The sequence below is a fragment of the Nocardia sp. NPDC003693 genome (assembly GCF_053981095.1).
Map to the genome: position 1 here is coordinate 192,024 of NZ_JBSFNO010000011.1, position 22,774 is coordinate 214,797.

Consider the following 22,774-nt stretch of genomic DNA (forward strand, 5'->3'; position numbering starts at 1 on the left):
AGGCCGAATCCCTCCCGCGCACGCCTCCTCCCCACGACCCTTGTGGCGGTCGCGCAAACGTGCTAACCAGCGCTTTCGACGGCGTTTCCCCCGAGCCTCGGCCGCACGCCACGGCACCCGGTCCCCTACGGTGGGGGCGTGAGCGAGATGTGGTCCCGATGGCACCCGGAGACGGCCGTGCGCTGGCTGCCGGTGGTGCTGGTCCCACTGCTGCTGGCGGCGAGCACGTTCCCCGGGCAGTACCGGGTGCCGTGGGTTTACTGGGTGTTGTCCATGGCCGCGAGCGTGCTGTTCGCGCTCGGCGCGCGGTGGCCGTTGGCGGTGTCGCTGCTGCTGGCGGCGCTGGCCGTGCCGATGTTCCGGATTCCGGCGTGGGGCCTGTCGGGACTGGTGCCGTTCCTGGGCGCGGTCGCGCTGGTCGACGTGATTCGCCGGACCCCGCGCAACGGCCCGGTGCTGCTCGCGATCGCGGGCTGGACGACGGCGGTGGTGATCGGGCGCGGCGCCACCCATGATCCGGGCGTCTCGCGCGCCACCCTGCTGCTCGAGGTCGGCACCTACGTCGGGCTGCCGGTGCTGCTCGGGCTTTATCTGCGCGGGCAACGAGAGTTGGCCGCCACACTGCGATTACGCGCCGCCGAGGCCGAGATGCGCCGCGCCGACGCCGAGCAGCGCACGCGCTCGGCCGAACGCGAGGCCCTCGCCCGCGAACTGCACGACCTCGTCGCCCATCACATGGCCTCGATCGTGCTGCGCATCGGAGTCGCGCGGCATGTGCTCGCCGACGCGGGGGCGAACACGCCGGATTCGCGGACGCACCCGGACGGCTCTACGGAAGCCCATGGCGCGGCCGAGCTCGTGATGCCCGAATCCGAAGCGGTCGAACCGCATTCGAGCGCGGGGCCGAGCGCCTCCGACCGGAATCGCCCGGGGTCCGGATTGCCCGCCGTGCTCGACGATGTGCACGGCACCGCCGCCGCCGCGCTCGCCGACATCCGCCGGCTGCTGACCGCCCTGCGCGATCCGGCGCTGGGCGAGGTCGCGCTGGTGGATGCCGAGGCGGTGCGGACCGAGATCGGGGCCGCGGCCGAGCGGGTGCGAGCCGCCGGATTCGACGTGCGCGCCGAGATCCGCGCGAACGTGGCGGGACTGGACGCCATCGGGCGTCTCACCCTGCTGCGGCTGGTGCAGGAATCGCTCACCAATGTCATGAAGCACGCCGATCCCGCCCGGCCGGTGTCGCTCACCGTCGACGACGCCGACGGGGGTATCGCACTCACCGTCCGCAGCGGGCGCACCGGGCGGGAGGTGAATACCGCCGCCGGGCACGGCATCATCGGGATGCGCGAGCGGGTGGAACTCGCGGGCGGCCGGCTGACCGTCGGTGGCGGAGAGTCCGCCGACGCCGGCGACGGCCGTGCACGCGAACACCGACTGCCCGCCGATGCCGCATGGACCGTCCGGGCATGGTTGCCGAACATTCCGACGCAGGAGGCCGGCCGATGATCACCGTGCTGCTGGTGGACGACCAGCGTCTGGTGCGCGCCGGGCTGCGCATGCTCATCGAATCCACCGCGGATCTGCGCGTGGTCGGCGAGGCGGCCAACGGCGTGGAGGCGATTCGGCTCACGGCCGAGCTCGCCCCCGATCTCGTCCTCATGGATCTGCGCATGCCCGGACTCGACGGCGTGGCCGCCACCGAACGCATCACCGCGAGTGGTGCGCGGGCGAAGATCCTGGTGCTCACCACCTTCGACGACGACGAGCACCTGTACCCGGCGCTCGCCGCCGGGGCCGCCGGATACCTGGTGAAGGACACCGAACCCGGCGATCTGCTGGCCGCCATCCGCCGCACCGCCGAGGGCGACATGCTGTTCTCCCCGCCGCTGCTGCGCCGCCTGGTCGAGCGGGTGGTCACCGCCCGCGAACCCGCCGAACCCGTTCCCGCGCAGGCTGATCTGACCCCGCGCGAACGCGAGGTGCTGACCCTGGTCGGGGAGGGGCACAGCAATCAGGAGATAGCGGACGCGCTGCATCTGGGTGTGACCACCGTCAAGACCCATGTCGCCAATCTGATGGACAAGACCGGCTGCGACAATCGCGTGCGACTGGCGGTGTACGCCTTCCGAACCGCCCGCACACCACCGCGCTAGGCCCTCCGCATGGGGTATCGATCCCGGCGGTCGGTACCGAAAGTAGGCTGTGCTCCGGTTGCATCAGCCCCACGAGAAACCAGAGACCCCGTACTGGCAGAAGGGACACCAGCAGGTGCGAAACGGCAGGCGGCAGACCGGGCGTGACGAGCGGCGATCGTATTCCGGACTTCGCGTCCCCAACCGCGGCTCGCTGACCTGGCGCCGGACGGGTCCGCTCGCGCTGGCGGCGGTGAGCGTGCTGACGCTCGGCGCCTGCGGCAGTACGACGGTCGACGATATCCGGGTCGGCCCGGGTGACGGCTGGCCGCTGGCGTTCCACGACGCGCGCAACAGCGCGGCGAGTCCGGTCACCGGTTCGCGGGCACTGACACTGAGCTGGGCGCGGCCCGTGGGCGGGCCGATCGGGGCGCCGGTGACGATCGGGCCGGAGGGGCAGATCTTCGTCACCACCCGCACCTCGTCCTGCAACATCTTCTCCTTCCTCATGCCGACCGGGCGCAAGCGGTTCTGCAATCCCATGGGCCCCAGCGCTATCTACGGCGGCACCGCCGTGGACGGCACCACCAACATCTACGTCGGCGACGACGGCGGGACCTACTCGTTCAACGCGCTGGGCCAGCCGCGCTGGCGCACACCGCAGGCCGGGGTGCCGATCTCGGTGCAGTTCACCGGGGACGGAAATGTGCTGTCGGTGACCCAGTCCGGGCAGATCGACGTGCTCAGCCGGCAGACCGGCGAGCGCCGGGTGTCCACCACGCAGTTGCTCGGCGAGCCCGATTTCATGAAGTATCCCAACCTGAATCGGCCGCCGGACGGCGAAGGTCTCGAGGATTGCGCGACCGGCGGCCCGGCCTGCCCGGTCGCCAATGTGTCCGCGGTGGACGAGGAGTCGGGCCGGTTCTTCGTCACGGTGTGGCGGCCCGGCGCGGGTACCGCCGATCTGGTCGCGATGACCTACGACGGCAAGCAGATTCGCCAGGACTGGAGCGCGCAGATGCTGGCCGGCGGCAGCGCCACCAGCCCGACCCTGTCCGCCGACGGTTCCACGGTGTACGTGGGCGACAACAACAATCGCCTGCTCGCGGTGGACACCGCCGACGGTCGCACCAAATGGGCGCAGGATCTCGGCTTCCCGGCCCGCGGCGCCATTTCGGCCGCGGACGGCCTGCTCATCCCCGCCGGTGACGAAGGCCATCTGCTGGCCATTCGCGACAAGGGCGACAGCGCCGAGATCGCCTGGGAGCGCAAGGATCTCGCCCTACGCGGCCGGCCCGTCCAGACCGACGGCGGCACCGGCTACACCGTGGCCCCCATCGGCGACGGGCTCACCCTGGTGACCTTCGACAGCCGCACCGGCGAGACCGTCGACTCCGACGATCTGCCCGGCGCGCAGGGCGGCACGTCCGGTACGTCGATCGGCGCGGAGGGTGAGGTCGTGGTGGCCACCCGGATCGGCGAGCTGTTCGTCTACAAGCCGGAAGAGAAGTAGCGGCTTCGCGGCGGGCCCTGCGACGGCACGGATCCGGCGCACCGGGCCCCCGCGACAACCGCTGTCGATGAATCGATTCGGCCGCCCCGAGACACTCGGGGTGGCCGAATTCGTTCCGGGTGGCGCGGGCGAAGCCCTTGCGGTGGTGACTATTCCGGGCGAATCGAATCCAGGCGAGCGGAGGCTCGGTCCAGCAGCGCCATCAGGGTTTCCCGTTCCTCGGCGGTGAATTCCGTTGCGAGGGTGCGTTCGACGTGGATGGCGCGGGCGTCGGCGTCCGCGAGAACTGCCACACCGGCGGGGGTCAGGCTGGTTTCGAGGATGTTCCGGTGCCAGGCGTGCGGGGTGCGTTCGATCAGGCCGCGCTCGCGCAGGTTGGCCAGGACGGTGTTCATGGTCGGCGGGGTGACACCGCACTCGCGGGCCAGGGCCGCCGCGGAGATCCCCGGGTTGCCGTTCAGCACGAGCAGGGCCGCGTACTGGGGCACGGTCACGCCGGCGGGTTTCACGGCCGGGTTCTTCGCGCCCTGCAGGGCTTGTTCGGCGCGCTTGATGTACGAACCCAGGCGCTCCCCGGCAGGCATCGACGTCACGGGAGCCATCCTAGTAGACCCTTCCGAGCATTCGTGTCTTGACGATCATTAGAACTCTAATCTAAGTTCGTCCACGAACAAACGCGGCTCCACCGGAAGGTCTCCCATGTCCCGCTCGCATCGTCTACGCTTTGCTCTTCCCGCCGCAGCGCTGTTGCTGACCCTGGCGGCCTGTTCGAATACCGCGGACTCCGCTTCGGACTCCGGGCCGAACCCGGCGCCGGTGATCAACACCGCCTACGAACTGCCCGGCGAACGTGTGTACCCCGAAGGCATCGCGGTCGACGCCCGCACCGGGGACGTCTACGTCGGCTCCTTCACCACCGGCGCGGTCTACCGGGGAACGCCGGGCACTCCGCGCGCCGAGGTATTCCTGCCCGCCGGCGCCGACGGGCGGCAGACCGCCAACGGCCTGCGCGTGGATGCCGCCGGTCGACTCTGGGTCACCGATCACACGACGGGCGTCACGGTCTACGACCTCGAAACCCGCGCGCCGATAGCACGTTTCGACGCCGCCACGGACGAGCCGTTCATCAACGATCTGACCGTCACGCCCGACGGTGCGGTCTACCTGACCGACAGCGTGCGGCCGGTGATCTACCGGGTGACCCCCGCCGAGCTCGAGGCCGCGGTCGCCGCGGGCGGGCGCGCCGCCCTCACGGTCTTCACCGACCTGAGCGCCGCCGCGGGTCCCGCCACCACCCCGCTGCTCAACGGCATCGTCTCCGACCCGGCGGGCCGGTACCTGCTCACGGTCTGCATGGCCACCGGCGACCTGTACCGGGTCGCGCTGCAGGGCGAGCCCCGGGTCGGCAAGGTCGCGCTGCACGGGGGCGCCATGCTGAACGGCGACGGCCTCGAACTGCGCGGCGACACCCTGTGGGCCGTGCACAACAAGGACAATGCGGTGAGCCGCTGGCAGTTGTCGGCCGACGGCACGAGCGCCGACCTGCGGAATCGGTTCACCGACGCATCACTGAGCATTCCCACCACGATCGCGCACGCCGGCGACCGCGCGCTGGTGGTCGTCTCCCAATTCGATCGCGGTGGACCGATGGGCGAAGGCACCCCCGCCGGACCGTTCCGCGTCGTCGCCGTCGACGGGCTCTGATCACCCGCCGGAGGGCCATCGTGCCGTTCGAAAGGTGCTTGCGCGGTGCCGTTTACGGCGTGGCGCAGAGGAATACCGTGGCGGTCTTGCCGATACGGGTGACGACCAGCGTATGCGGCTGGGAGCCTTTGGGTTTGATGCGGGCACGCAGCTGATCCGGATCGATGTCCACACCGCGGGTGAGGATCTCGAGGGGACCGCAGTCCCGCCGGTGCAGTTCGGCGCGCAGCGGCTTCTCCCGGAAGTCCATGCGGTCCAGGATCCGGAACCCGCGCACCCCCTCGGGCACCTTGTCGCCGGTGAGATACGCGATGCGCGGATCCAGTTGCCACAGGCCGTGTTTGGCCGCGTAGTGCCGCACCAGCCCGGCGCGCACGATCGCCCCGTCGGGGTCGACGATCCACTCCCCCGGCGCCCGCTCGGGAATCTCGTCCGGGTCGGCGTCGGTGAGCACCTCGGGGTCCCGGGACGAGGACAGCACGGTCGCGCGGCGAGTCACCCCGGGCGCGGCCAGCCCCGGCGACCACAGGCACGCTTCGCGCACCGAGCCGTCCAGCGAGGCCACCTCGATCTCGCCCGCCCAGTCGAGTGCGTCGAAATCCAGTCCCGGAGCGCATTTCACGGCCAGATCGCGCCCGGCGTAGGCCGTGAGCAGATCCGGGAGCGGGGGTTGCAGTTTGGCGGGGTCGTGGGTGCGGCGGCCGTCGGCCCGGCGGGCGGGATCGGCGATCACCACCTCGGCGGTGCTACACGGCACGAGCGCGTCGGCCTTGGCCAGCAACACATTCGTACGCGCGGCCCCCGGCGCCCGGCCGTCCGCTCCGGTGCGCGCCGGACCGGAAGGTGTTCGCTCACCGCGGATCTCGGCGGCCGTGCCGGAATGACGGCGGGCGAGGTCCGGGTGTGAACCGGCGACCATGCCCGGCACACCGAGGTTGTGCGCGGCGATGGCCAGCCGGACCTCGTCCAGATCGCTGCCGATGACAGCGGGGCAGACACGGGCGAGTTCGGCCAATTCCGCACCGATGGAACAGGTTACGTCGTGCACCGTGCGCCCCGCGAGCCGCTGCGCGCGATGGCGGGCCACCGCGGTCGGCGTGGCCTGCTGCAGGGCGTCGTCGGTGAAGAGCCAGTCCCGCGCCCCGTCGAGTTTGGCGACGGCCCGGCGGCGCAGCCGGACCGTTTCCACCAGGGCCGCGGTGTGCTCGCCGTGCTCGCGCCGCAGTCGCTCGATGTCCCGCAGCAGCGTGGCGGGGGTGAGCGCGAAGGTCGCCGCCTCGCTCAGCGCGGCCGTGGCGGCCGCGCTCGCGAGGTAGGCGACGTCGTCGCGCGTGAAAGCGAACCCGCTGGAGCCCACCGGTTCTCGGTGACTACTTGGCGGAGGCGCCGGGCTTCACGCCGGTGATCATGGCGTTGTAGAAGAACTGGCGCGGGACCACGTGCCGCAGCACCTTGTCGTCCAGCCAGCTGAAACCGAGCCACGCCCGGTACTGGGCCATGCGGTAGCCGACGGTCAGCTTCTCCTCGGGCACGGCGGCTTCGAAGGTGCGCACCGGCCAGCCCCACAGGGCGGCGGCGAACTCTTCGGTCTCGGCCTTGACCTCGACCGCGCCGGCGCTGCGCGCCATGGCCTCGAGATCGGAGGGATCGAAGGTGTGCAGGTCCACGACGGCCTCGAGCGCGGCGGCGCGCGAGGACTCGTCCAGCTCGGACTGCGGGCGACGCCAGCCGGACAGGAACGGCAGCTTGGTGATCTCGGTGGTCACCTTCCAGGTCACCTGGCCCAGGCGGCGCGCGTAGATGTTGCCGATGGTGGTCGGCTCACCCGCGAACACGAAGCGCCCGCCGGGCTTGAGCACGCGCAGGCACTCCTTGAGCGCCAGCTCCACGTCCGGGATGTGGTGCAGCACCGCGTGGCCGACGACCAGGTCGAAGGTGTCGTCGTCGTACGGGATGGTCTCGGCGTCGGCGACGCGGCCGTCCACGTCCAGGCCCAGGTTCTGGCCGTTGCGGGTGGCGACCTTGACCATGCCGGGGGAAAGGTCGGTGACCGATCCCCGCTTGGCCACGCCGCCCTGCATCAGGTTCAGCAGGAAGAAGCCGGTGCCGCAGCCCAGTTCGAGGGCGTGGTCGTAGGGCAGGGGCGCATTCGGGACCACCGCGTCGAAACGCCCGCGCGCGTACTCGATACAACGCTCGTCGTAGGAGATGGACCACTTCTCGTCGTAGGTCTCGGCCTCCCAGTCGTGGTAGAGGACCTGCGCGAGCTTGTTGTCGGAATACGCGGCCTGGACCTCCGCCTCGGTGGCGTGCGGGTTCGGCGCGGGGTCTTCAGGACGAACGGTCATAACAGGGCAGCCTAATGAACGCCCCGGTGGGGGTGCCTATCGGCCCACGAATCCGGCCGCTCCCGGGCCGGATTCCGCATAAGAACGTGTTCCAACCTGCTGATCTTCGGTGCCGAACAGCGCGACCCACTCGGTGCGGGCGCGATCGTGGCCGTGCGTTCCGGCTTCGAAGACGCGCTTGGCCGCGGCGACGGCCAGGGCCGGGCCGCCGGTGTAGCGATCGGCCCAGCGCAGCGCGGCGGCGAAGACGTCGTCGGGTGCGACGACCTCGTCGACCAGTCCCAGCGCGGCGGCTTCCTTCGCGTCGACGAACCGGCCGCTGTAGACCAGGTCCTTGGCGTGCGACGGCCCGATGAGCAGGCTCAGGCGGCGGATGCCCGCGAGCGGGATCAGGCCGGCCTTGATCTGCGGCAGGCCCAGCTTCACGTTGTCACCGATGATGCGGTGATCCGCGCCCAGCGCGAGTTCGAGACCGGCGCCCAGCGCGTAGCCGCTGATGGCCGCCACGGTCGGCTGCGGCAGCCGGGCGAGGCTGTTCAGCCCCGCCTGGAAATCCTTGACCACGGCCTCGGCCTGCGCGGGCGTGAAGGCGGCCAGTTCGGCCATCTCGTCCCCGGCGGAGAACACCCGTTCGTCGCCGTAGACGACCACGGCCGAGATGCTTGCGTCGGCCGCGATCTCCTCGACCGCGCCCGCGACCTCCAGGGCCACCTGCAGATCGATCAGATTCATCGGCGGGCGGGCGATCCGGAGGACGGCAACGCCCTGCGCGACACCCCGGTCCACGGTCACAAATTCGGCCACAGCGCCTCACCCTACTGCCGCCGGGCCACGCACCCCGACACCGCCCGTGGCCCTTCTCGTACGGGACGCCACGGGCCGCTGGTCCGGACTTCGCAACCCCGTCCATCGGGGGCGCCGCCGAGCGCCTAGTCGGGGCGCTGCGAGCCGCGGATGCGAGCCGACTTCGGCATGGCCGCGAAGTACTGCTCGGCGCGCGGGAAGGCCAGCGCGGGGCTGGCATCGGGGTCGTAGACCGGCATGATCGCCTCGATGGTGCGGGCGGCGGCGAGAATGTCGGCGGTGGTGGCGAATTCGGCCAGATCCACCAGCTGGGTCCAGGTCGGCGGGAGCAGGACGTCCAGGCCCTGCTGCCAGCGTTCGATGGCCTCGGCCGGGGTGCACCAGGTGACCACGTCCGCCTCGGTGGTGGCGCCGTCGGCCAGCTGTCCCTCGGGCAGCACCGCGACGAAGAAGCGGGTGTCGTACCGGCGGGGCTCCACGACGGGGGTGATCCAGTTGTCCCAGGGGCGCAGCAGATCCGCGCGCAGCACCAGGTTCTCACCGGTGAGGAATTCGGCGAAGGACAGCTCGCGGCGTTCGAGTTTGCCGCGCGCCTCGGCGTAGATCGAGGTGTCGGAGACGACGGTGTCGGCGGTCGGTCCGGCCAGCAGCACGCCGCACTCTTCGAAGGTCTCGCGGACCGCGGCGCAGATCAGGGTCTGGGCGCGGGCGACGTCGGTGCCGAAACGATCGGCCCACCACTGCGCGTCGGGCCCGGCCCAGTCCAGGGACAGCGCGGCGTCGGAGGGGTCGACACCACCGCCCGGGAAGACCGTCATACCGGCGGCGAAGGCCATCGCGGCCACTCGGCGCTGCAGGAACACCTCGGGCCCGCGCGCACCGTCGCGCACCAGCACCACCGTGGACGCGTCCTTCACGGGCGCGGTGGCGGGCTGGGATTCGGGCTGGGCAACTGTCTCACTCACAATTCGCACCCTAACCCGTGCCGGGTGACCGCGACAGAACCTGGTTCGGTCACGCCCGCGGCCGCGGGTTGCCGATCGGTGAGGTGCGCCGCGTCAATCGGTGAGATGTACCGCCCCGCTGCGGATTTCGAAGGTGAAGGGGGCCGCCGGATCCGGGCGTCGCGCCCAGGTGGCCTGTACCTTGCCGGTGCGGTAGTCCTGCACCTGGCTGATCACGGCGCCGGTGCCGTCCTCGGCCCAGGTCACCAGGAAGATCCCGGATTCGATGGGTGCGATGGCGACCGGCGCGGTGGTTCTGCGCCCGGTGTCGGCGGCGACGTAGGTGAGGGTGTCGCCCTCGTCGGAATAGGTGGCGGTGCCGCCCGAGCCGCTGTCGTACGTGAGCTGCACGGTCTTGCCGCGCAGATTCGCGGGCAGATCGGCCGACGGTACGCCCTGGGCGGCTTCGGAGGCCGAAACCTTGTGCGGCGGCGCCGGATCGGCGGCACACCCCACGGCGGCGCATGCGATGGCTCCGAGCGCCACCGCACCGAGTCTGCGACCCAACCCCAGCTCCCTCCGTCAGCGGCGGCGGAATACGTCACCGCTCCATGCCGAATATTTGCCAGTAGTGACAAATCATCCACGAGTGCCTAGGTGTAACAGCTCAATTCACCGAACAACGCGTCGGCATATTGTTGCCGACAGTTTGCCCGTCGGCGACGGGAGATGCAATGGCAGCGCGCCGGAGTCGCGGGACCGGACCGCGGGACGCCCGCGGCCCGCCGCTCTCACCGAGTTCTGTGCCGCCCGAAGCGCTGCGCGCGGCGCGCGAAATAGCGGCCGTCGATACGATCCAGCGCGATCGACTGACGGAAGGCCGCACTGAGATTCTCGGCGGTCAGCACGTCTTCGAGCAGACCCTGCGACACCACGCTGCCCTCGTTGAGCAGCATCGCGTGGGTGAAGCCCGGCGGGATCTCCTCCACATGATGGGTGACGAGCACGGTGGCCGGGGCGTCCGGATCCGCGGCGAGGTCCCCCAGCCGCTCCACCAGTTCCTCGCGCCCGCCCAGATCCAGGCCGGCGGCGGGCTCGTCCAGCAGTAGCAGCTCCGGATCGGTCATGAGCGCGCGGGCGATGAGCACCCGCTTGCGCTCGCCCTCGGACAGCGTCCCGTAGGCGCGGTCGGAAAGATGTTCCGCCCCCAGACTTTCCAGAATGTCCACGGCCCGGTCGTTGTCGACCTCGTCGTAGCGTTCGCGCCAGCGGCCCATGACCGCGTAGCCGGCCGAGACCACGAGATCGCCGACCTTCTCATCGCGCGGCACCCGGCTGGCGACCGCGGCCGAGGACAGGCCGATACGGGGACGCAGCTCGTTGAGGTCCACCTTGCCGAGCGTCTCGCCGAGCAACACGGCGCTGCCGGAGGTCGGATACATCTCCGCGGCGGCCATACGCAGGAGCGATGTCTTGCCGGCGCCGTTGGGGCCGAGCACTACCCAGCGTTCATCGAGCTCCACCTGCCAGGTGACTGGCCCGACCAGCGTATGGCCCGAGCGTCGGACGGTGACATCGTTGAAATCGATGAGCAGATCGAGATCCGGTTGCGGCACGGGGTCCATCTTGGCTCACCCGTGCCGGCGATGCTCAACGCGGTGGGAAAACTCGATGCGTGTCACCTTCTTCCACGGCGATTCCGGATGCGAATTCCCCGGCGGCGCGCTCGAATTCCCGGTGCCGCGATAGCTCGGCTCCGGAATCGTCGCGACGGCGCGCGTCATCGCGCGTGGAACGGAACATTCGTGCCAGGAGCAGTGCCGCCGGAATCGAGAGCACACCCCATACGGCGAGTATCACCAGCAGTGTCGTCATATCCGTGCTTCCTCCTGCGGAAACTCCTCATCGCCCGCCCGGCACCGCGATGACGGTCATCGAGCCCGGAGCCACCTCGGTGAAGCCGGCGTCGCGGACAGACACCGCGGTCCCCTCGGTCACCCGTTGCCGCAGCTGCCTCCAGCGGACGGGATCGGCTTCGGCCACGCCGCAGCGGAATCCGCTGTCGGCCCAGTCCTTGGCCGCCCGCACCGGCAGTGCGCCCGCGAGCAGCATGCTCGCGTGCCCGACCTGCGCGGCGGCTTTACCCACTGACATACCCAATTCTGAATCCACCCATAGCCCTGGATACTCGGGAACGATCAATCCGGGTTCATCCGAAGGTAATTCGGTGCCGCCGATCTGCAGGCGCCGGATCCGCGGATCGATGTTCCCGACCGGGCCCGGGACCAGGGCCCGCGCCTGCGCGCCGTCGAATTCGACGGTCACCCCGTCGACCTCCTGTGCGGCGAGCCACTGCGCGCCGCGCGCCCGCCGCGCCACCTTGCGAATACGCGACCGCTTCCAGGTGAGGTAGCGCTCCTCCCACTCCCCGCCGGGGCCCACCCGCTCGTCCAGGCACAGCGCCACCACCGCGGCGGCGGCCGCGGCCAGTAGCGCGTTGCGCGCGGGCGGCACGTCCTTGGGGATGTGCAGCACCATTTGCATGGCCTGCACCAGCGCCGGGTCCTGCGGGTCGCCACCGCCGCCGTAGCCGCGCGCGAGCTCCGCGTGCCTGGCCGCGAATCCGGCATCGATCGTGGATCCGACGCTCGACACCGGCATCACTCCTGTCCTGGACAACGACTTTCGGCCAGCTTAGCCACGCCGGGCGAACGGGCCCGCTCACGCGACGGACAGGTCCAGGGTGAAGGTTTCCGCGGGCGGGACGCCCTGTTCCCAGGCGCGGCGGTACTGCAGTTGCAGCCGGGTCGCGCCGGGTGCGACGGCGGTGAATGTCCACAGCGCCTTGCCGCCGACCCCGACCATGCCGTCGGGGCTCGGGTCCTGTTCGTATTCCGCGCCGCCGTCCTGCTTCACGATGTTCTGGTCCAGCATGGCCAGGTCCCAGGCGTAGCCGGTGCTCGGATTGCTCGCGAGCCACACCGTGAGCGACTGCCCGATCGCCAGGCGGACCACCTGGCCGTTGGCGTCCGGGCCCAGCTCGAGTGTCTCCGGTACCGGCGCGGGGCCGGTGGTGACCGCCGCGGAGGTCGTCACCTCGGCCTCGGAAGTGCTTGCGGCCGAAGTGGTTACCCCACCGCCCGTGGTCGAGGGGATCACCTCGTTCGGATTGCGATTGTCGGCGCAGCCCGCCACGGCCACCCCGATCAGCAACACCGCCGCCGTCGTCCGTACCCGCACAACCGTCTCCCATCGCCGAGGGAGCTGACGGGGGCGGCCATCCGAACGCGGCCGCGGCCAGGTCCCGGTGAACCGTGAGCACTCCGGACCGTTGGTACGAGGCCACGCTACCCAGGGGATTCACTGCCGCGCGGCAGGTGAAACGGCCGCGTCGCGGAACCGTCAGCGGGTCAGCGGAACCCGGCGCACGCCGCCGTCTCTCGCGTCCGCGGCTTCGACTTCCTCGCGGGTGACGCCGAGGATGAACAGCACGGCGTCCAGGAACGGATGCGACAGCGCCGCGTCGGCCACCTCGCGCAGCGCGGGCTTGGCGTTGAAGGCGATGCCGAGGCCGGCGGCGTTGAGCATGTCGATGTCGTTCGCGCCGTCGCCGACCGCCACGGTCTGCTCCATGGACACCCCGGTCTCGGCGGCGAAGCGGCGCAGCGCCACGGCCTTGGCGGCCCGGTCGACGATCTCGCCGACCACGTGGCCGGTGAGCTTGCCGTCGATGACCTCGAGGGTGTTGGCCTGGACGAAGTCCAACTCCAGTTCGTGCGCCAGGGGCTCGATGACCTGGCGGAAGCCGCCGGAGACCACGCCGCAGCGGAAGCCGAGCCGGCGCAGCGTGCGAATGGTGGTGCGCGCGCCCGGGGTCAGCTCGATCTGATCGGCCACCTCGTCGATGACCTTGGAGTCGAGGCCGGCCAGGGTGGCCACGCGCTGGCGCAGCGACTCGGCGAAGTCGATCTCACCGCGCATGGCGGCCTCGGTGACCGCGCGGACCTCGTCCTCGACGCCCGCGTGCGCGGCCAGCATCTCGATGACCTCGCCCTGGATCAGGGTGGAGTCCACGTCGAACACGACGAGGCGCTTGGCCCGGCGCGCCAGGCCCGCGCGCTCGACCGCGATGTCGACCGACTGCTTGGCGGCGACCACGGCCAGCGCCGTGCGCAGCGCGGTCTCGGTCTCGGCGGTGTGGTTCGCGACGGTCACCATGAGTTCGAGGCCGGTCACCGGGTACTGGGCGATGCCGCGAATCGAGTCGATGTTCACGCCCTGCTCGGCGAGCTTGCGCGAGATGTTGGAGAAGGCCCGGGCGGTGACCGGGCTGCCGAGCACGACGACCGCGTGCGTGGACAGCCGCGCGCCCGCCGCGTTCTCGCCGATGGAGACGTCGACCTGCATGCCGACGGTGGCCATGGCATCCTCGAGCTGATCCTGCAGCGCTTCGGGATCGGTGGGACACGACACCAGCACGCCCAGGGTCAGCCGCCCGCGAATCACGACCTGCTCCACGTCCAGCAGGCTGACCGCGTTGTTGGCCAGGGCCGCGAGTAGCACCGATGTCACGCCCGGCTTGTCGGGTCCGGTAACCGTGACCAGAACCGTCGTATCAGACGTGCTCAATCGAAACTCCGTTCTCGCGCCATCCCCCGCGTGACGTGCGAGGCGCTGCTCATTCTGTCAGGTCGGCCCCGGCCCGCCCGCGCCGCCCGATCCCCCGGTGGCGGGGATCACCCCGGTGCGGTGAAAGACCAACGCCGCGGCGGTCTTACAACGGCAGCGGCGCCCGTCCTCTCGGGACGGGCGCCGCTGTCGAATCAGTGCGTGGAGAACTCCGATTACTTGGAGACCTTCTCAAGTTCCTTCACGGTGTGGGACTTCGAGCCCCAGCCGACATGGGCTTCAGCGCGCATGCGCTCGACCATGTGCGGGTAGTGCAGCTCGAACGCGGGGCGCTCGGAGCGGATGCGCGGCAACTCGTAGAAGTTGTGGCGCGGCGGCGGGCACGAGGTGGCCCACTCGAGGGAGTTGCCGTAGCCCCACGGATCGTCCACGGTCACGACCTCGCCGTAGCGGTAGGACTTGAAGACGTTCCAGATGAACGGGAGCATCGACGAGCCCAGGATGAAGGCGCCGATCGTGGAGATGGTGTTCAGCGCGGTGAAGCCGTCGGTGGGCAGGTAGTCCGCGTAGCGGCGCGGCATACCCTCGTTGCCCAGCCAGTGCTGCACCAGGAACGTGGTGTGGAAACCGACGAAGGTGGCCCAGAAGTGCCACTTGCCCAGGCGCTCGTCCATCATGCGACCGGTCATCTTCGGGAACCAGAAGTAGATGCCGGCGAAGGTCGCGAACACGATGGTGCCGAAGAGCACGTAGTGGAAGTGCGCGACGACGAAGTAGGTGTCCGAGACGTGGAAGTCGATCGGCGGCGAGGCCAGGATGACGCCCGACAGACCACCGAAGAGGAAGGTCACCAGGAAGCCGATGGACCACAGCATCGGTGTCTCGAAGGTCAATTGACCTCGCCACATCGTGCCGATCCAGTTGAAGAACTTCACGCCCGTCGGAACGGCGATGAGGAACGTCATGAACGAGAAGTACGGCAGCAGCACGGCGCCGGTGGCGTACATGTGGTGCGCCCACACCGCGATGGACAGCGCGGCGATACCCAGCGTGGCGTACACGAGCGTGGTGTACCCGAAGATCGGCTTACGCGAGAAGACCGGGTAGATCTCCGAGACGATGCCGAAGAACGGCAGCGCGATGATGTACACCTCGGGATGGCCGAAGTACCAGAACAAGTGCTGGTAGAGCAGTGCACCACCGTTGGCCGGGTCGTAGATGTGACCACCCAGATGACGGTCGTAGGCCAGGCCGAACAGCGCGGCGGTCAGCAGCGGGAACGCGAGCAGCACGAGCACCGAGGTCACCAGGATGTTCCAGGTGAAGATCGGCATGCGGAACAGCGTCATACCCGGGCAGCGCAGGCAGACCACGGTGGTGATCATGTTGACGCCGCCGAGGATGGTGCCCAGACCGGAGACGGCCAGGCCCAGGATCCACAGGTCCGCGCCGACGCCGGGCGAGTGCACGATGTCGGACAGCGGGGTGTACGCGGTCCAGCCGAAGTCGGCCGCGCCGCCGGGGGTGATGAAACCCGCGGTCGCCATGGTGCCGCCGAACAGGTACAGCCAGTAGCTGAACGCGTTCAGACGCGGGAACGCCACGTCGGGCGCGCCGATCTGCAGCGGCAGGATGATGTTGGCGAAGCCGAACACGATCGCCGTCGCGTAGAACAGCAGCATGATCGTGCCGTGCATGGTGAACAGCTGGTTGAACTGCTCGGGCGAGAGGAACTGCATGCCCGGGCGGGCCAGCTCGGCGCGCATGAGCAGCGCCATCAGGCCGCCGATCATGAAGAAGGACAGCGCCGTCACCAGGTACATGACGCCGAGAACCTTCGGGTCCGTCGTGGTGACCATCTTGTAGATAAACGAACCCTTCGGACCCACACGTTGCGGGTATGGCCGAGCCGCTTCCACTTGACGGACTGGCTGTGGCTCTACGGCAGTCACTCTTCCTCCTGAACGTGTGCCTTCTGGTCGTTCGCACGCGGTGCTACCGGCATCCGGTTCGAGCATGACGAACGGCGGCGGGCGTAGCGCTCCAAGGATCGTAAACCGTGCTCCCACAGGGGTCGCGGGCTGGTCCTACTCTGTGTCGTAATTGGGCGTCGCGGTGCACGGCTGTACGCTGCCAGCCATGCCGGTGCGCGAGTCCGCTTCCACCCGAATCACGTTCGCCTCCACCCCCGCCCCCGCGCGACGTTTGCGCACCTGGGGCGCGGTGACGACCGCCGCGGCGCTGCTATCCGCGGGATTGCTGTCGGGCTGCTCCAAGGGGTCCGACGACGACGCCATGAGCTCGATCGTGCGCACCACCACCAATATCGCGGGGGCGGGTGTGGTCGGGGTCGAGCGCGACACCCGGACCGCGTGCGCGCTACCGAGTCCGGCCGACGCGGCCGCCGGCGCGACGCGCTCGATCACCCACACCGCGGGCGAGTCCGAGGTGCCCGCCGATCCCCAGCGGATCGTGGTGCTGTCCACCGCGGCCCTGGACGCGGCCTGCGCGCTCGGGCTGTGGGAGCGGGTGGTCGGCGCGGCAACGATTTCCGGCCCCACCCCGCAACCCGCCTACCTGGGCACGGGCATCTCCGAGATCCCGGCCGTCGGCATGGTCGCCGATCCGGATCCGGCGAAAGTGGCTGGGCTGAAGCCGGATCTGATCCTGGGGGCGGCGAGCGACAAGCCCGAGTACGACGCCCTGCGCGCCGTCGCGCCGACCGTGCTGGTCGGGACCGACCGGGGCTGGCAGGCCGAGTTCAGCGCACTCGCCGAGGCGATGGGCCGCGCGGGCGCGGCCGACAAGGCGCTCGAGGACTATCGCGTCGTGGCCCGCGAGAGCGGCGCCGCGGTGAACGCGACCCTGAGCCAGGCGTCGATACTGCGCTTCGACGCCAAGGGCATTCGCGTCCAGGGCAACGACAGTTTCGCCGGTCAGGTCCTCGGCGACGCCGGGGTGCAGCGGCCGGCGTCCCAGCGCGGCGCGTCCTTCGACCTGCCGGGCCTCGACACCGAGCAGGACCGCAACCGGGCCGAGGGCGACATCATCTACCTGATGTTCGACGGCGAGGACGGCCAGGAGTACGGCGAGTCGGTGATGCGCGGGGACGACTGGAAGTCGCTGAGCGCGGTGAGCGACAAGCGCGACTTCGCGGTGGCCGACACGATCTGGCACGGGTCCGGGGTGACCGCGGCCAAGGCGCTGCTCGAGGACATGCGCAACTCGCTCAACGGCTACGTGATCGACTGACCCGCCCGCGACGAGCTCGCCCGCGAAAAAGCCCGGCCTCGTGAATTCGAGGGCCGGGCTTGTGTTTTCCGCCGTGCGCGTCAGCGCGGACTCAGAACTCCCAATCCTCGTCCTCGGTGTTGACGGCCTTGCCGATCACGTAGCTCGAGCCCGAGCCGGAGAAGAAGTCGTGGTTCTCGTCGGCGTTGGGCGAGAGCGCCGAGAGGATGGCCGGGTTGACCTCGCACTCGTCCTTGGGGAACAGGCCCTCGTAGCCCAGGTTCATCAGCGCCTTGTTGGCGTTGTAGCGCAGGAACTTCTTGACGTCCTCGGTCAGGCCGACCTCGTCGTACAGGTCCTGGGTGTACTCGACCTCGTTCTCGTACAGCTCGAACAGCAGCTCGAAGGTGTAGGCCTTGAGCTCCTCGCGCTCGGCCTCGGAGACCAACTCCAGACCCTTCTGGTACTTGTAGCCGATGTAGTAGCCGTGCACGGCCTCGTCGCGGATGATCAGGCGGATCATGTCGGCGGTGTTGGTGAGCTTGGCCCGCGAGGACCAGTGCATCGGCAGGTAGAAGCCGGAGTAGAACAGGAAGGACTCGAGCAGGGTGGAGGCCACCTTGCGCTTGAGCGGGTCCTCGCCGTTGTAGTAGCTCAGGACGATCTCGGCCTTGCGCTGCAGGTTCCGGTTCTCCTCGGACCAGCGGAAGGCTTCGTCGATCTCCTTGGTGGAGCACAGGGTCGAGAAGATCTGGCTGTAGCTCTTGGCGTGCACCGACTCCATGAAGGCGATGTTGGTGTACACCGCTTCCTCGTGCGGGGTCAGCGAGTCCGGGATGAGGCTGACGGCGCCGACCGTGCCCTGGATGGTGTCCAGCAGGGTGAGCCCGGTGAAGACCCGCATCGTGAGTTGCTTCTCGCTCGCGGTGAGCGTGGCCCACGAGGGAATGTCATTGGAGACCGGCACCTTTTCCGGCAGCCAGAAGTTGCCCGTGAGCCGATCCCAGACCTCCGCGTCCTTCTCGTCGATTACGCGGTTCCAGTTGATCGCGGATGCTCGATCGATCGTTTTCACGCTGGTTACTCACCCTTCCCTGCCCACCGGCCCGTTGCGGACGTTCTTAACCTGAACACTACTACTGGTGGGTGACATCAACACCCAACACAACCCCTTGTGTTGCGGACTATCCAGCATGACTGCAAGAGAGGGTGTGGAAACACACGCCAGCGATCGGAAATCTACAGCGGTGCAATCGGTCACAGCGGAGCGGGGCGGTCTGCGCGACCGCCCCGGGGCACCGGTTTGCGGGTCAGATGCCGAGCACCAGTTTCGCGGTCGTGAAGTAGATGATCAGACCGGTCGCGTCGACCAGCGTGGTCACCATGGGCGCCGAGATCACCGCCGGGTCGATCCGCAGCTTCTTGGCCAGCAGCGGCATGGTGCCGCCGATGGTGGCCGCCCAGCCGCAGATGAGCACCAGCGTAATGCCCACCACCGCACCGATTTTCGCACCGACGAAAAGTCCGCCGATCACGAGCCCGGCCGCAGCGAGCATAGCGCCGAGCACCAGCCCGACCCGGCATTCACGCCACACGACTTTCAGCAGGTCCGATACCCGGACCTCGCCGACGGCCAGCGCGCGCACGCAGGACGTGGCCGCCTGCGCTCCCGCGTTGCCGCCGGCGCCGATGATCAGGGGGATGAACAGGGCCAGGTGCGCGGCCTGTTCCAATGTCGCGGCGAACATGTCCGTGACGCTGACCGTGAAGATCGCCGCCAGCAGCAGGAGCATGAGCCACAGCGCGCGATAGCGGGCGAGCTGGAAGACCGTGGCGGCCATGTAGTGGCCTTCCCACGGCGCGGTGCCGGCCTGGCGGGCCATGTCCTCGCTGTCCGCGGCCTCGATGACCTCGATCGCGTCGTCGATGGTGAGCAGGCCGACGAGGCGGTCCTCACTGTCGACCACGGGCAGGTTGATGAGGTTGGCGCCCTGCATGAGCCGGGCCGCCTTCTCCGCGGAATCCGTCGCGCGCACGAACGCGGGCTCGGACTCCACCAGATCGGCGATCATGGCGTCCGGCGAGCTGAGCACGAGCTCGCGCAGTTCCACGATGCCGATGAGCCGGCGGCCGGCGTCGACCACCGGCAGGGTGTAGACGGTCTCGGCGTTGCCGCCCTCGGTCCGCACCATCTGCAGCGCCTGCGCGACGGGCAGATTGCGCGGCAGCGCAACGACTTCCGGCGTCATGTAGAAACCGACCGAGCCCTCCGGGTAGCCCAGCAGGATCGCGGTCATGCGGCGCTCGTGCGGGCTGAGTCCGGCGAGGACCTTCTTGGCGACCTTGGCCGGGGCCTCGCGCAGCATGCGGGCGCGATCGTCGGGGTCCATCTCCTCGACGAGTTCGCGGAAGCTCTGATCGCGCAGTCCGGTGAGGATCTGCTGCTGATCGACCGGCTCGAGCTCCTCGAAGACGTCGAGGGCGCGATCCTTGTCGAGCAGGCGGAACGCCATACCGGCCGAGAGCGCGTCCATGCGCGCGAGCTCGTCGGCGATGACGTGCGGCTGGTGGTTGTCCAGCCATTCCAGGGTGGCGCCCAGGTGATGGCGGTCAACGATGTCGCGGAGCGAATCGCCTTCCGCGCACAGGGTTTCACGCCCGGAGGCGAGCGAATCCCGGGCGCCGGGGAGCGTGTCACGGGCGCCGGGGAGCGCATCGGCGGCGCGGGTGCGCGCGTGCGGCTCCCGGGGGCCGGTGAGTACGGCGGTGCCGGTCGCGGGCAGCGGACGGGCAGCGGGCAGCGTCGAAACGACGGGCAGATCGGTCTGCGTCATGGCGGAACCTCAGCCGAGTGGCGAGTCAGGGGTGAACGGTTGGCAGCACCGGGTCACACCGCGGGGCACCGAACCCGCCCGAACGCACGCCGCAGAGAACTACGGGCGAGAAGAAGAGGGGGTGGTGCCGCGCGGCCTTCGACTGGGGGGCTCGCTACGCATGCGACCCACCTCCTCGAAGCCGTCGTGCACCGATATCGTCAATCCCGAAGCTCACTCGGGGGAGGTCGTGCGGGGCGATCGATTGTCAACCCTCGTACGACACACAGAGCATCCTCGTGCAGGATACCGGCCGGCGCCAAATCGCGCCCGCGTGGTGTGCGACACCCCGGGCGTTATTCGACGACACTCCGAGCAGTCTTCGAGGACACTCCAGAGCGGGGCCGCGCGGTCCCGAGCCGACTCGGGGCGGCGATCATCCGGCGCGGGCGGGTGATTCGGTAGCGCGGGGCGGCTCGGGTGTGCTGGGCTACGACGCGTGGCTTTGCAATCGTTGACGATGATCCGGCACGGGGAGAGCACCGCGAACGCGGAGGCGGCGGCCGCGAGCGGCGCGGGCGCCGAGGAATACGACAAGGGACCGCGCGATCCCGACATCGCACTCACCGAACTCGGGCGCAAACAGGCGGCGGCGGTGGGTGATTGGCTGGCCGAGCAGGATCGGCCGCCCACCTCGGTGCTCTGCTCGCCGTACCTGCGGGCGCGGGAAACCGCCGATATCGCGCTGCGGTCCATCCGGACGCCGCCGGTGCGGTACGACGAGCGGCTGCGCGATCGCGATGTCGGGATCATGTGGGGGCTCACCGCGCTCGGCATCCGCAAGCGGTATCCGCTCGAGCACCGCGAGCGAGAACGCATGGGCCGCTTCTACTATCGCCCGCCGGGCGGCGAGTCCTGGACGGACGTGGCGCTGCGGCTGCGCTCGATACTGCGCGAATTGGACGGGGACGTGCTGGTTTTCGCGCACGACAACGTGGTGGTACTGACCCGGTACATCCTCGAGCGCCTGGACGAGCCGACCGTGCTGCGGATCGAGAGCACCCAGCTACCCAACGCCTCGATAACCCGTTGGGAGCGTGGCGATTCCGGACTGGAGCCGGTGCTCTACGGCGCGATCGGTCACCTGCCCGGCTGAACGCGCCGGCGTTGTGCTGGGTCACAACGATCGGACCGTCGCCATTGGGCTCCGTCACAGGGGTTACTGGAAGGTAATGTACGCCCACCCCGGGTGCGTTACCTTTTCGTAATCACAAGGGGGTGGAAGGAGTCGCCCGTGTCCACCGACAGCACGATCAGCGCGGAAATCACCGTGTCCGGAACACCCATGTCCTCTCCGCTGCGGGATGTCCGGAACCTGGCCCGCCAGATGGTCGGCCACTTCGTCGAGACGGTCGCGCCCTGCGGGACGCTGCCCGGGGACGCCATCAACGGCGACATCACCACGATCACGCGCATCTGCCTGGAACTCGCGGTCGCCATGCTGGACGGCCTGGACATTCCGGAGAAGACGCAGCGACTCCAGGACGCGGCGGCGCAGTGGGCGCGCGAGGGCATTCCCATCGACACCATCCACCACGCCATCCACGAGGGCTTCAAGATCGGCTTCGACCTGGTGACCTCGCACACCGTGGCCGATCAGCGGCGCGCGGCGGGTCAGGACGAGGACGCCATGCTGGTCATCAGCGTGCGCGACTACGACAGCATCACCGACGGCGCGCGCCGGGTGGTGGACATCCTGGACCGGATGACGGCCGCGGTCTCGATGGCCTACGTGCGCGAGTTGCGCGCGGTGGTCAGCGAGCACCACACCGCGGTGCACACGCTCACCTCGGCGCTGCTGGGCGGGCACTCGACCTCGACCATGGCGCGCGAGTGCGGCATCGAGATCGCGGGCTCGTATCACGTACTGGCACTGGCGTTTCCGGCACACTCCGACGAGCACGCGCCGGCGCTGAACTCGCAGGTGGTCGCGCGCCGCAAACTGCGGCGGGTACAGGCCGAACTCGCCACCCGCACCGCGAACAAGCCGCTCGCGCTGCTCAGTGTGGACGGCGGGACAGTGCTGGTGCCCACCACCGACATCCCCGAGCAGGAGCTCGGCGCCCTGATCGAACAGCTCTCGCAGGCCGCCCGCGTGCCGATCACCGCCACCGTGGTGTCGGCCGAGCCGCAACAGATTCCGCACGCCGCCGACCGCGCGCACGACCTGCTCGACATCGTGCAGAGGCTCACCCTCGAGGCCGGGCTGTACCGCTTCGACGAGCTCGCGCTGGAGTACCAGCTGACCCGCCCCGGCCCCGGCCGCGACCATCTCGGCTCGCTGCTCGACCCGCTGGACGGGCATCCCGAACTGCTGGAGACCCTGCGCACGCACATCAGCAACAACATGAACCGCCAGCGCACCGCCCGATTCCTGCACGTGCACACCAACACCATCGACTACCGGCTCAAACGCGTCGGCCAGCTGACGGGCTTCGACCCGACCCAGGCCGCGGGTCTGTGGCAGCTGCGGTCGGCGCTGGTGGCCCGGACCTATCCGGCGCGCTGACCCCCGGGGCGGCGCCTGCCGGGTGGCACGCTGGTCGCGGTGACGGTGTCGATGCTGGTGACCGCGTGCGGCGGCGGATCGGATATC

The 22,774-nt window shown here is 69.5% G+C and carries 20 protein-coding genes; 7 read left to right on the top strand and 13 right to left on the bottom strand.

Annotated features, from left to right (window positions below; translation table 11 throughout):
• Nucleotides 1–147 precede the first annotated feature (147 nt).
• The 3 genes from ACWDOP_RS15355 to ACWDOP_RS15365 are packed head-to-tail and all read left to right on the top strand — an operon-like array spanning nucleotide 148 to nucleotide 3,645.
• Nucleotides 148–1,506 carry a sensor histidine kinase gene (locus ACWDOP_RS15355; protein WP_456345609.1) on the top strand — a complete coding sequence of 453 codons (1,359 nt, stop codon included), beginning with the start codon at nucleotides 148–150 and terminating at the stop codon, nucleotides 1,504–1,506.
• Nucleotides 1,503–2,153 carry a response regulator gene (locus ACWDOP_RS15360; RefSeq protein ID WP_456345595.1) on the top strand — a complete coding sequence of 217 codons (651 nt, stop codon included), beginning with the start codon at nucleotides 1,503–1,505 and terminating at the stop codon, nucleotides 2,151–2,153. Before ACWDOP_RS15355 ends, ACWDOP_RS15360 begins: the two co-directional genes overlap by 4 nt.
• A gap of 58 nt (nucleotides 2,154–2,211) precedes the next feature.
• A complete protein-coding gene (locus ACWDOP_RS15365) occupies nucleotides 2,212–3,645 on the top strand; it encodes an outer membrane protein assembly factor BamB family protein (RefSeq protein WP_456345596.1) in 1,434 nt (477 codons plus the stop codon).
• Between the two features lie 149 nt (nucleotides 3,646–3,794).
• Here ACWDOP_RS15365 and ACWDOP_RS15370 read toward each other — a convergent pair whose 3' ends face one another.
• Nucleotides 3,795–4,247, bottom strand: coding sequence for a MarR family winged helix-turn-helix transcriptional regulator (locus tag ACWDOP_RS15370; protein WP_456345597.1), 453 nt, complete (start codon nucleotides 4,245–4,247; stop codon nucleotides 3,795–3,797).
• A 97-nt stretch (nucleotides 4,248–4,344) separates the two neighbouring features.
• Here ACWDOP_RS15370 and ACWDOP_RS15375 point away from each other — a divergent pair, with 97 nt between their 5' ends.
• Entirely contained in the window at nucleotides 4,345–5,349 is a 1,005-nt protein-coding gene (locus ACWDOP_RS15375; RefSeq protein WP_456345598.1) for an SMP-30/gluconolactonase/LRE family protein, read from the top strand.
• Nucleotides 5,350–5,401: 52 nt separating this feature from the next.
• Here ACWDOP_RS15375 and ACWDOP_RS15380 read toward each other — a convergent pair whose 3' ends face one another.
• The 10 genes from ACWDOP_RS15380 to ctaD form a co-directional block, all read right to left on the bottom strand.
• Nucleotides 5,402–6,706, bottom strand: a complete 1,305-nt coding sequence (locus ACWDOP_RS15380; protein ID WP_456345599.1) for a THUMP-like domain-containing protein — start codon at nucleotides 6,704–6,706, stop codon at nucleotides 5,402–5,404.
• A 13-nt stretch (nucleotides 6,707–6,719) separates the two neighbouring features.
• Nucleotides 6,720–7,697: a class I SAM-dependent methyltransferase gene (locus ACWDOP_RS15385; RefSeq protein WP_454203310.1), complete on the bottom strand. Its 978-nt coding sequence runs from the start codon at nucleotides 7,695–7,697 to the stop codon at nucleotides 6,720–6,722.
• Nucleotides 7,698–7,733: 36 nt separating this feature from the next.
• Nucleotides 7,734–8,501 carry an enoyl-CoA hydratase-related protein gene (locus tag ACWDOP_RS15390; protein WP_454203309.1) on the bottom strand — a complete coding sequence of 256 codons (768 nt, stop codon included), beginning with the start codon at nucleotides 8,499–8,501 and terminating at the stop codon, nucleotides 7,734–7,736.
• A 125-nt stretch (nucleotides 8,502–8,626) separates the two neighbouring features.
• The gene (locus ACWDOP_RS15395; protein WP_456345610.1) at nucleotides 8,627–9,469 is read right to left on the bottom strand and encodes an NUDIX hydrolase; all 843 of its coding nucleotides are present in this window, start codon (nucleotides 9,467–9,469) and stop codon (nucleotides 8,627–8,629) included.
• Nucleotides 9,470–9,559: 90 nt separating this feature from the next.
• The gene (locus tag ACWDOP_RS15400) at nucleotides 9,560–9,991 is read right to left on the bottom strand and encodes a MoaF-related domain-containing protein (RefSeq protein WP_456345600.1); all 432 of its coding nucleotides are present in this window, start codon (nucleotides 9,989–9,991) and stop codon (nucleotides 9,560–9,562) included.
• A gap of 245 nt (nucleotides 9,992–10,236) precedes the next feature.
• Nucleotides 10,237–11,070: an ABC transporter ATP-binding protein gene (locus ACWDOP_RS15405; protein WP_454203307.1), complete on the bottom strand. Its 834-nt coding sequence runs from the start codon at nucleotides 11,068–11,070 to the stop codon at nucleotides 10,237–10,239.
• Nucleotides 11,071–11,347: 277 nt separating this feature from the next.
• On the bottom strand, nucleotides 11,348–12,100 hold the full coding sequence (locus ACWDOP_RS15410) for a peptidyl-tRNA hydrolase (RefSeq protein WP_456345601.1): 753 nt from the start codon (nucleotides 12,098–12,100) through the stop codon (nucleotides 11,348–11,350).
• Nucleotides 12,101–12,166: 66 nt separating this feature from the next.
• Nucleotides 12,167–12,685 carry a protease inhibitor I42 family protein gene (locus tag ACWDOP_RS15415; RefSeq protein ID WP_456345602.1) on the bottom strand — a complete coding sequence of 173 codons (519 nt, stop codon included), beginning with the start codon at nucleotides 12,683–12,685 and terminating at the stop codon, nucleotides 12,167–12,169.
• Nucleotides 12,686–12,847: 162 nt separating this feature from the next.
• Complete coding sequence (gene serB, locus ACWDOP_RS15420; protein WP_354985078.1) at nucleotides 12,848–14,074, bottom strand: phosphoserine phosphatase SerB; 1,227 nt, start codon at nucleotides 14,072–14,074, stop codon at nucleotides 12,848–12,850.
• Nucleotides 14,075–14,289: 215 nt separating this feature from the next.
• Nucleotides 14,290–16,026: an aa3-type cytochrome oxidase subunit I gene (gene ctaD / locus ACWDOP_RS15425; RefSeq protein WP_454203303.1), complete on the bottom strand. Its 1,737-nt coding sequence runs from the start codon at nucleotides 16,024–16,026 to the stop codon at nucleotides 14,290–14,292.
• Nucleotides 16,027–16,213: 187 nt separating this feature from the next.
• Between ctaD and ACWDOP_RS15430 the strand changes: the two genes are divergently transcribed.
• Nucleotides 16,214–17,326 (top strand): ABC transporter substrate-binding protein, encoded by a 1,113-nt coding sequence (locus ACWDOP_RS15430; protein WP_456345603.1) that lies wholly within the window; start codon nucleotides 16,214–16,216, stop codon nucleotides 17,324–17,326.
• A gap of 91 nt (nucleotides 17,327–17,417) precedes the next feature.
• On the opposite strand, the gene nrdF is transcribed toward ACWDOP_RS15430, so the two are convergent.
• Nucleotides 17,418–18,380 (bottom strand): class 1b ribonucleoside-diphosphate reductase subunit beta, encoded by a 963-nt coding sequence (nrdF, locus tag ACWDOP_RS15435; protein ID WP_354985075.1) that lies wholly within the window; start codon nucleotides 18,378–18,380, stop codon nucleotides 17,418–17,420.
• 235 nt (nucleotides 18,381–18,615) lie between these two features.
• Nucleotides 18,616–20,139: a magnesium transporter gene (gene mgtE / locus ACWDOP_RS15440; RefSeq protein WP_456345604.1), complete on the bottom strand. Its 1,524-nt coding sequence runs from the start codon at nucleotides 20,137–20,139 to the stop codon at nucleotides 18,616–18,618.
• A gap of 478 nt (nucleotides 20,140–20,617) precedes the next feature.
• Between mgtE and ACWDOP_RS15445 the strand changes: the two genes are divergently transcribed.
• Together ACWDOP_RS15445 and ACWDOP_RS15450 are read left to right on the top strand one after the other, a co-directional pair.
• Nucleotides 20,618–21,274 (top strand): histidine phosphatase family protein, encoded by a 657-nt coding sequence (locus ACWDOP_RS15445; protein ID WP_456345605.1) that lies wholly within the window; start codon nucleotides 20,618–20,620, stop codon nucleotides 21,272–21,274.
• 138 nt (nucleotides 21,275–21,412) lie between these two features.
• A complete protein-coding gene (locus ACWDOP_RS15450) occupies nucleotides 21,413–22,687 on the top strand; it encodes a PucR family transcriptional regulator (RefSeq protein WP_456345606.1) in 1,275 nt (424 codons plus the stop codon).
• Nucleotides 22,688–22,774 lie beyond the last annotated feature (87 nt).

Excerpts from the sequence above, each read along its gene's own strand:
- mgtE (WP_456345604.1), bottom strand. The coding sequence starts at position 20,139 with ATGACGCAGACCGATCTGCCCGTCGTTTCGACGCTGCCCGCTGCCCGT.
- ACWDOP_RS15360 (WP_456345595.1), top strand. The coding sequence starts at position 1,503 with ATGATCACCGTGCTGCTGGTGGACGACCAGCGTCTGGTGCGCGCCGGG.
- ACWDOP_RS15405 (WP_454203307.1), bottom strand. The coding sequence starts at position 11,070 with ATGGACCCCGTGCCGCAACCGGATCTCGATCTGCTCATCGATTTCAAC.
- ACWDOP_RS15370 (WP_456345597.1), bottom strand. The coding sequence starts at position 4,247 with ATGGCTCCCGTGACGTCGATGCCTGCCGGGGAGCGCCTGGGTTCGTAC.
- ACWDOP_RS15430 (WP_456345603.1), top strand. The coding sequence starts at position 16,214 with ATGCCGGTGCGCGAGTCCGCTTCCACCCGAATCACGTTCGCCTCCACC.
- ACWDOP_RS15375 (WP_456345598.1), top strand. The coding sequence starts at position 4,345 with ATGTCCCGCTCGCATCGTCTACGCTTTGCTCTTCCCGCCGCAGCGCTG.
- ACWDOP_RS15385 (WP_454203310.1), bottom strand. The coding sequence starts at position 7,697 with ATGACCGTTCGTCCTGAAGACCCCGCGCCGAACCCGCACGCCACCGAG.
- ACWDOP_RS15355 (WP_456345609.1), top strand. The coding sequence starts at position 148 with ATGTGGTCCCGATGGCACCCGGAGACGGCCGTGCGCTGGCTGCCGGTG.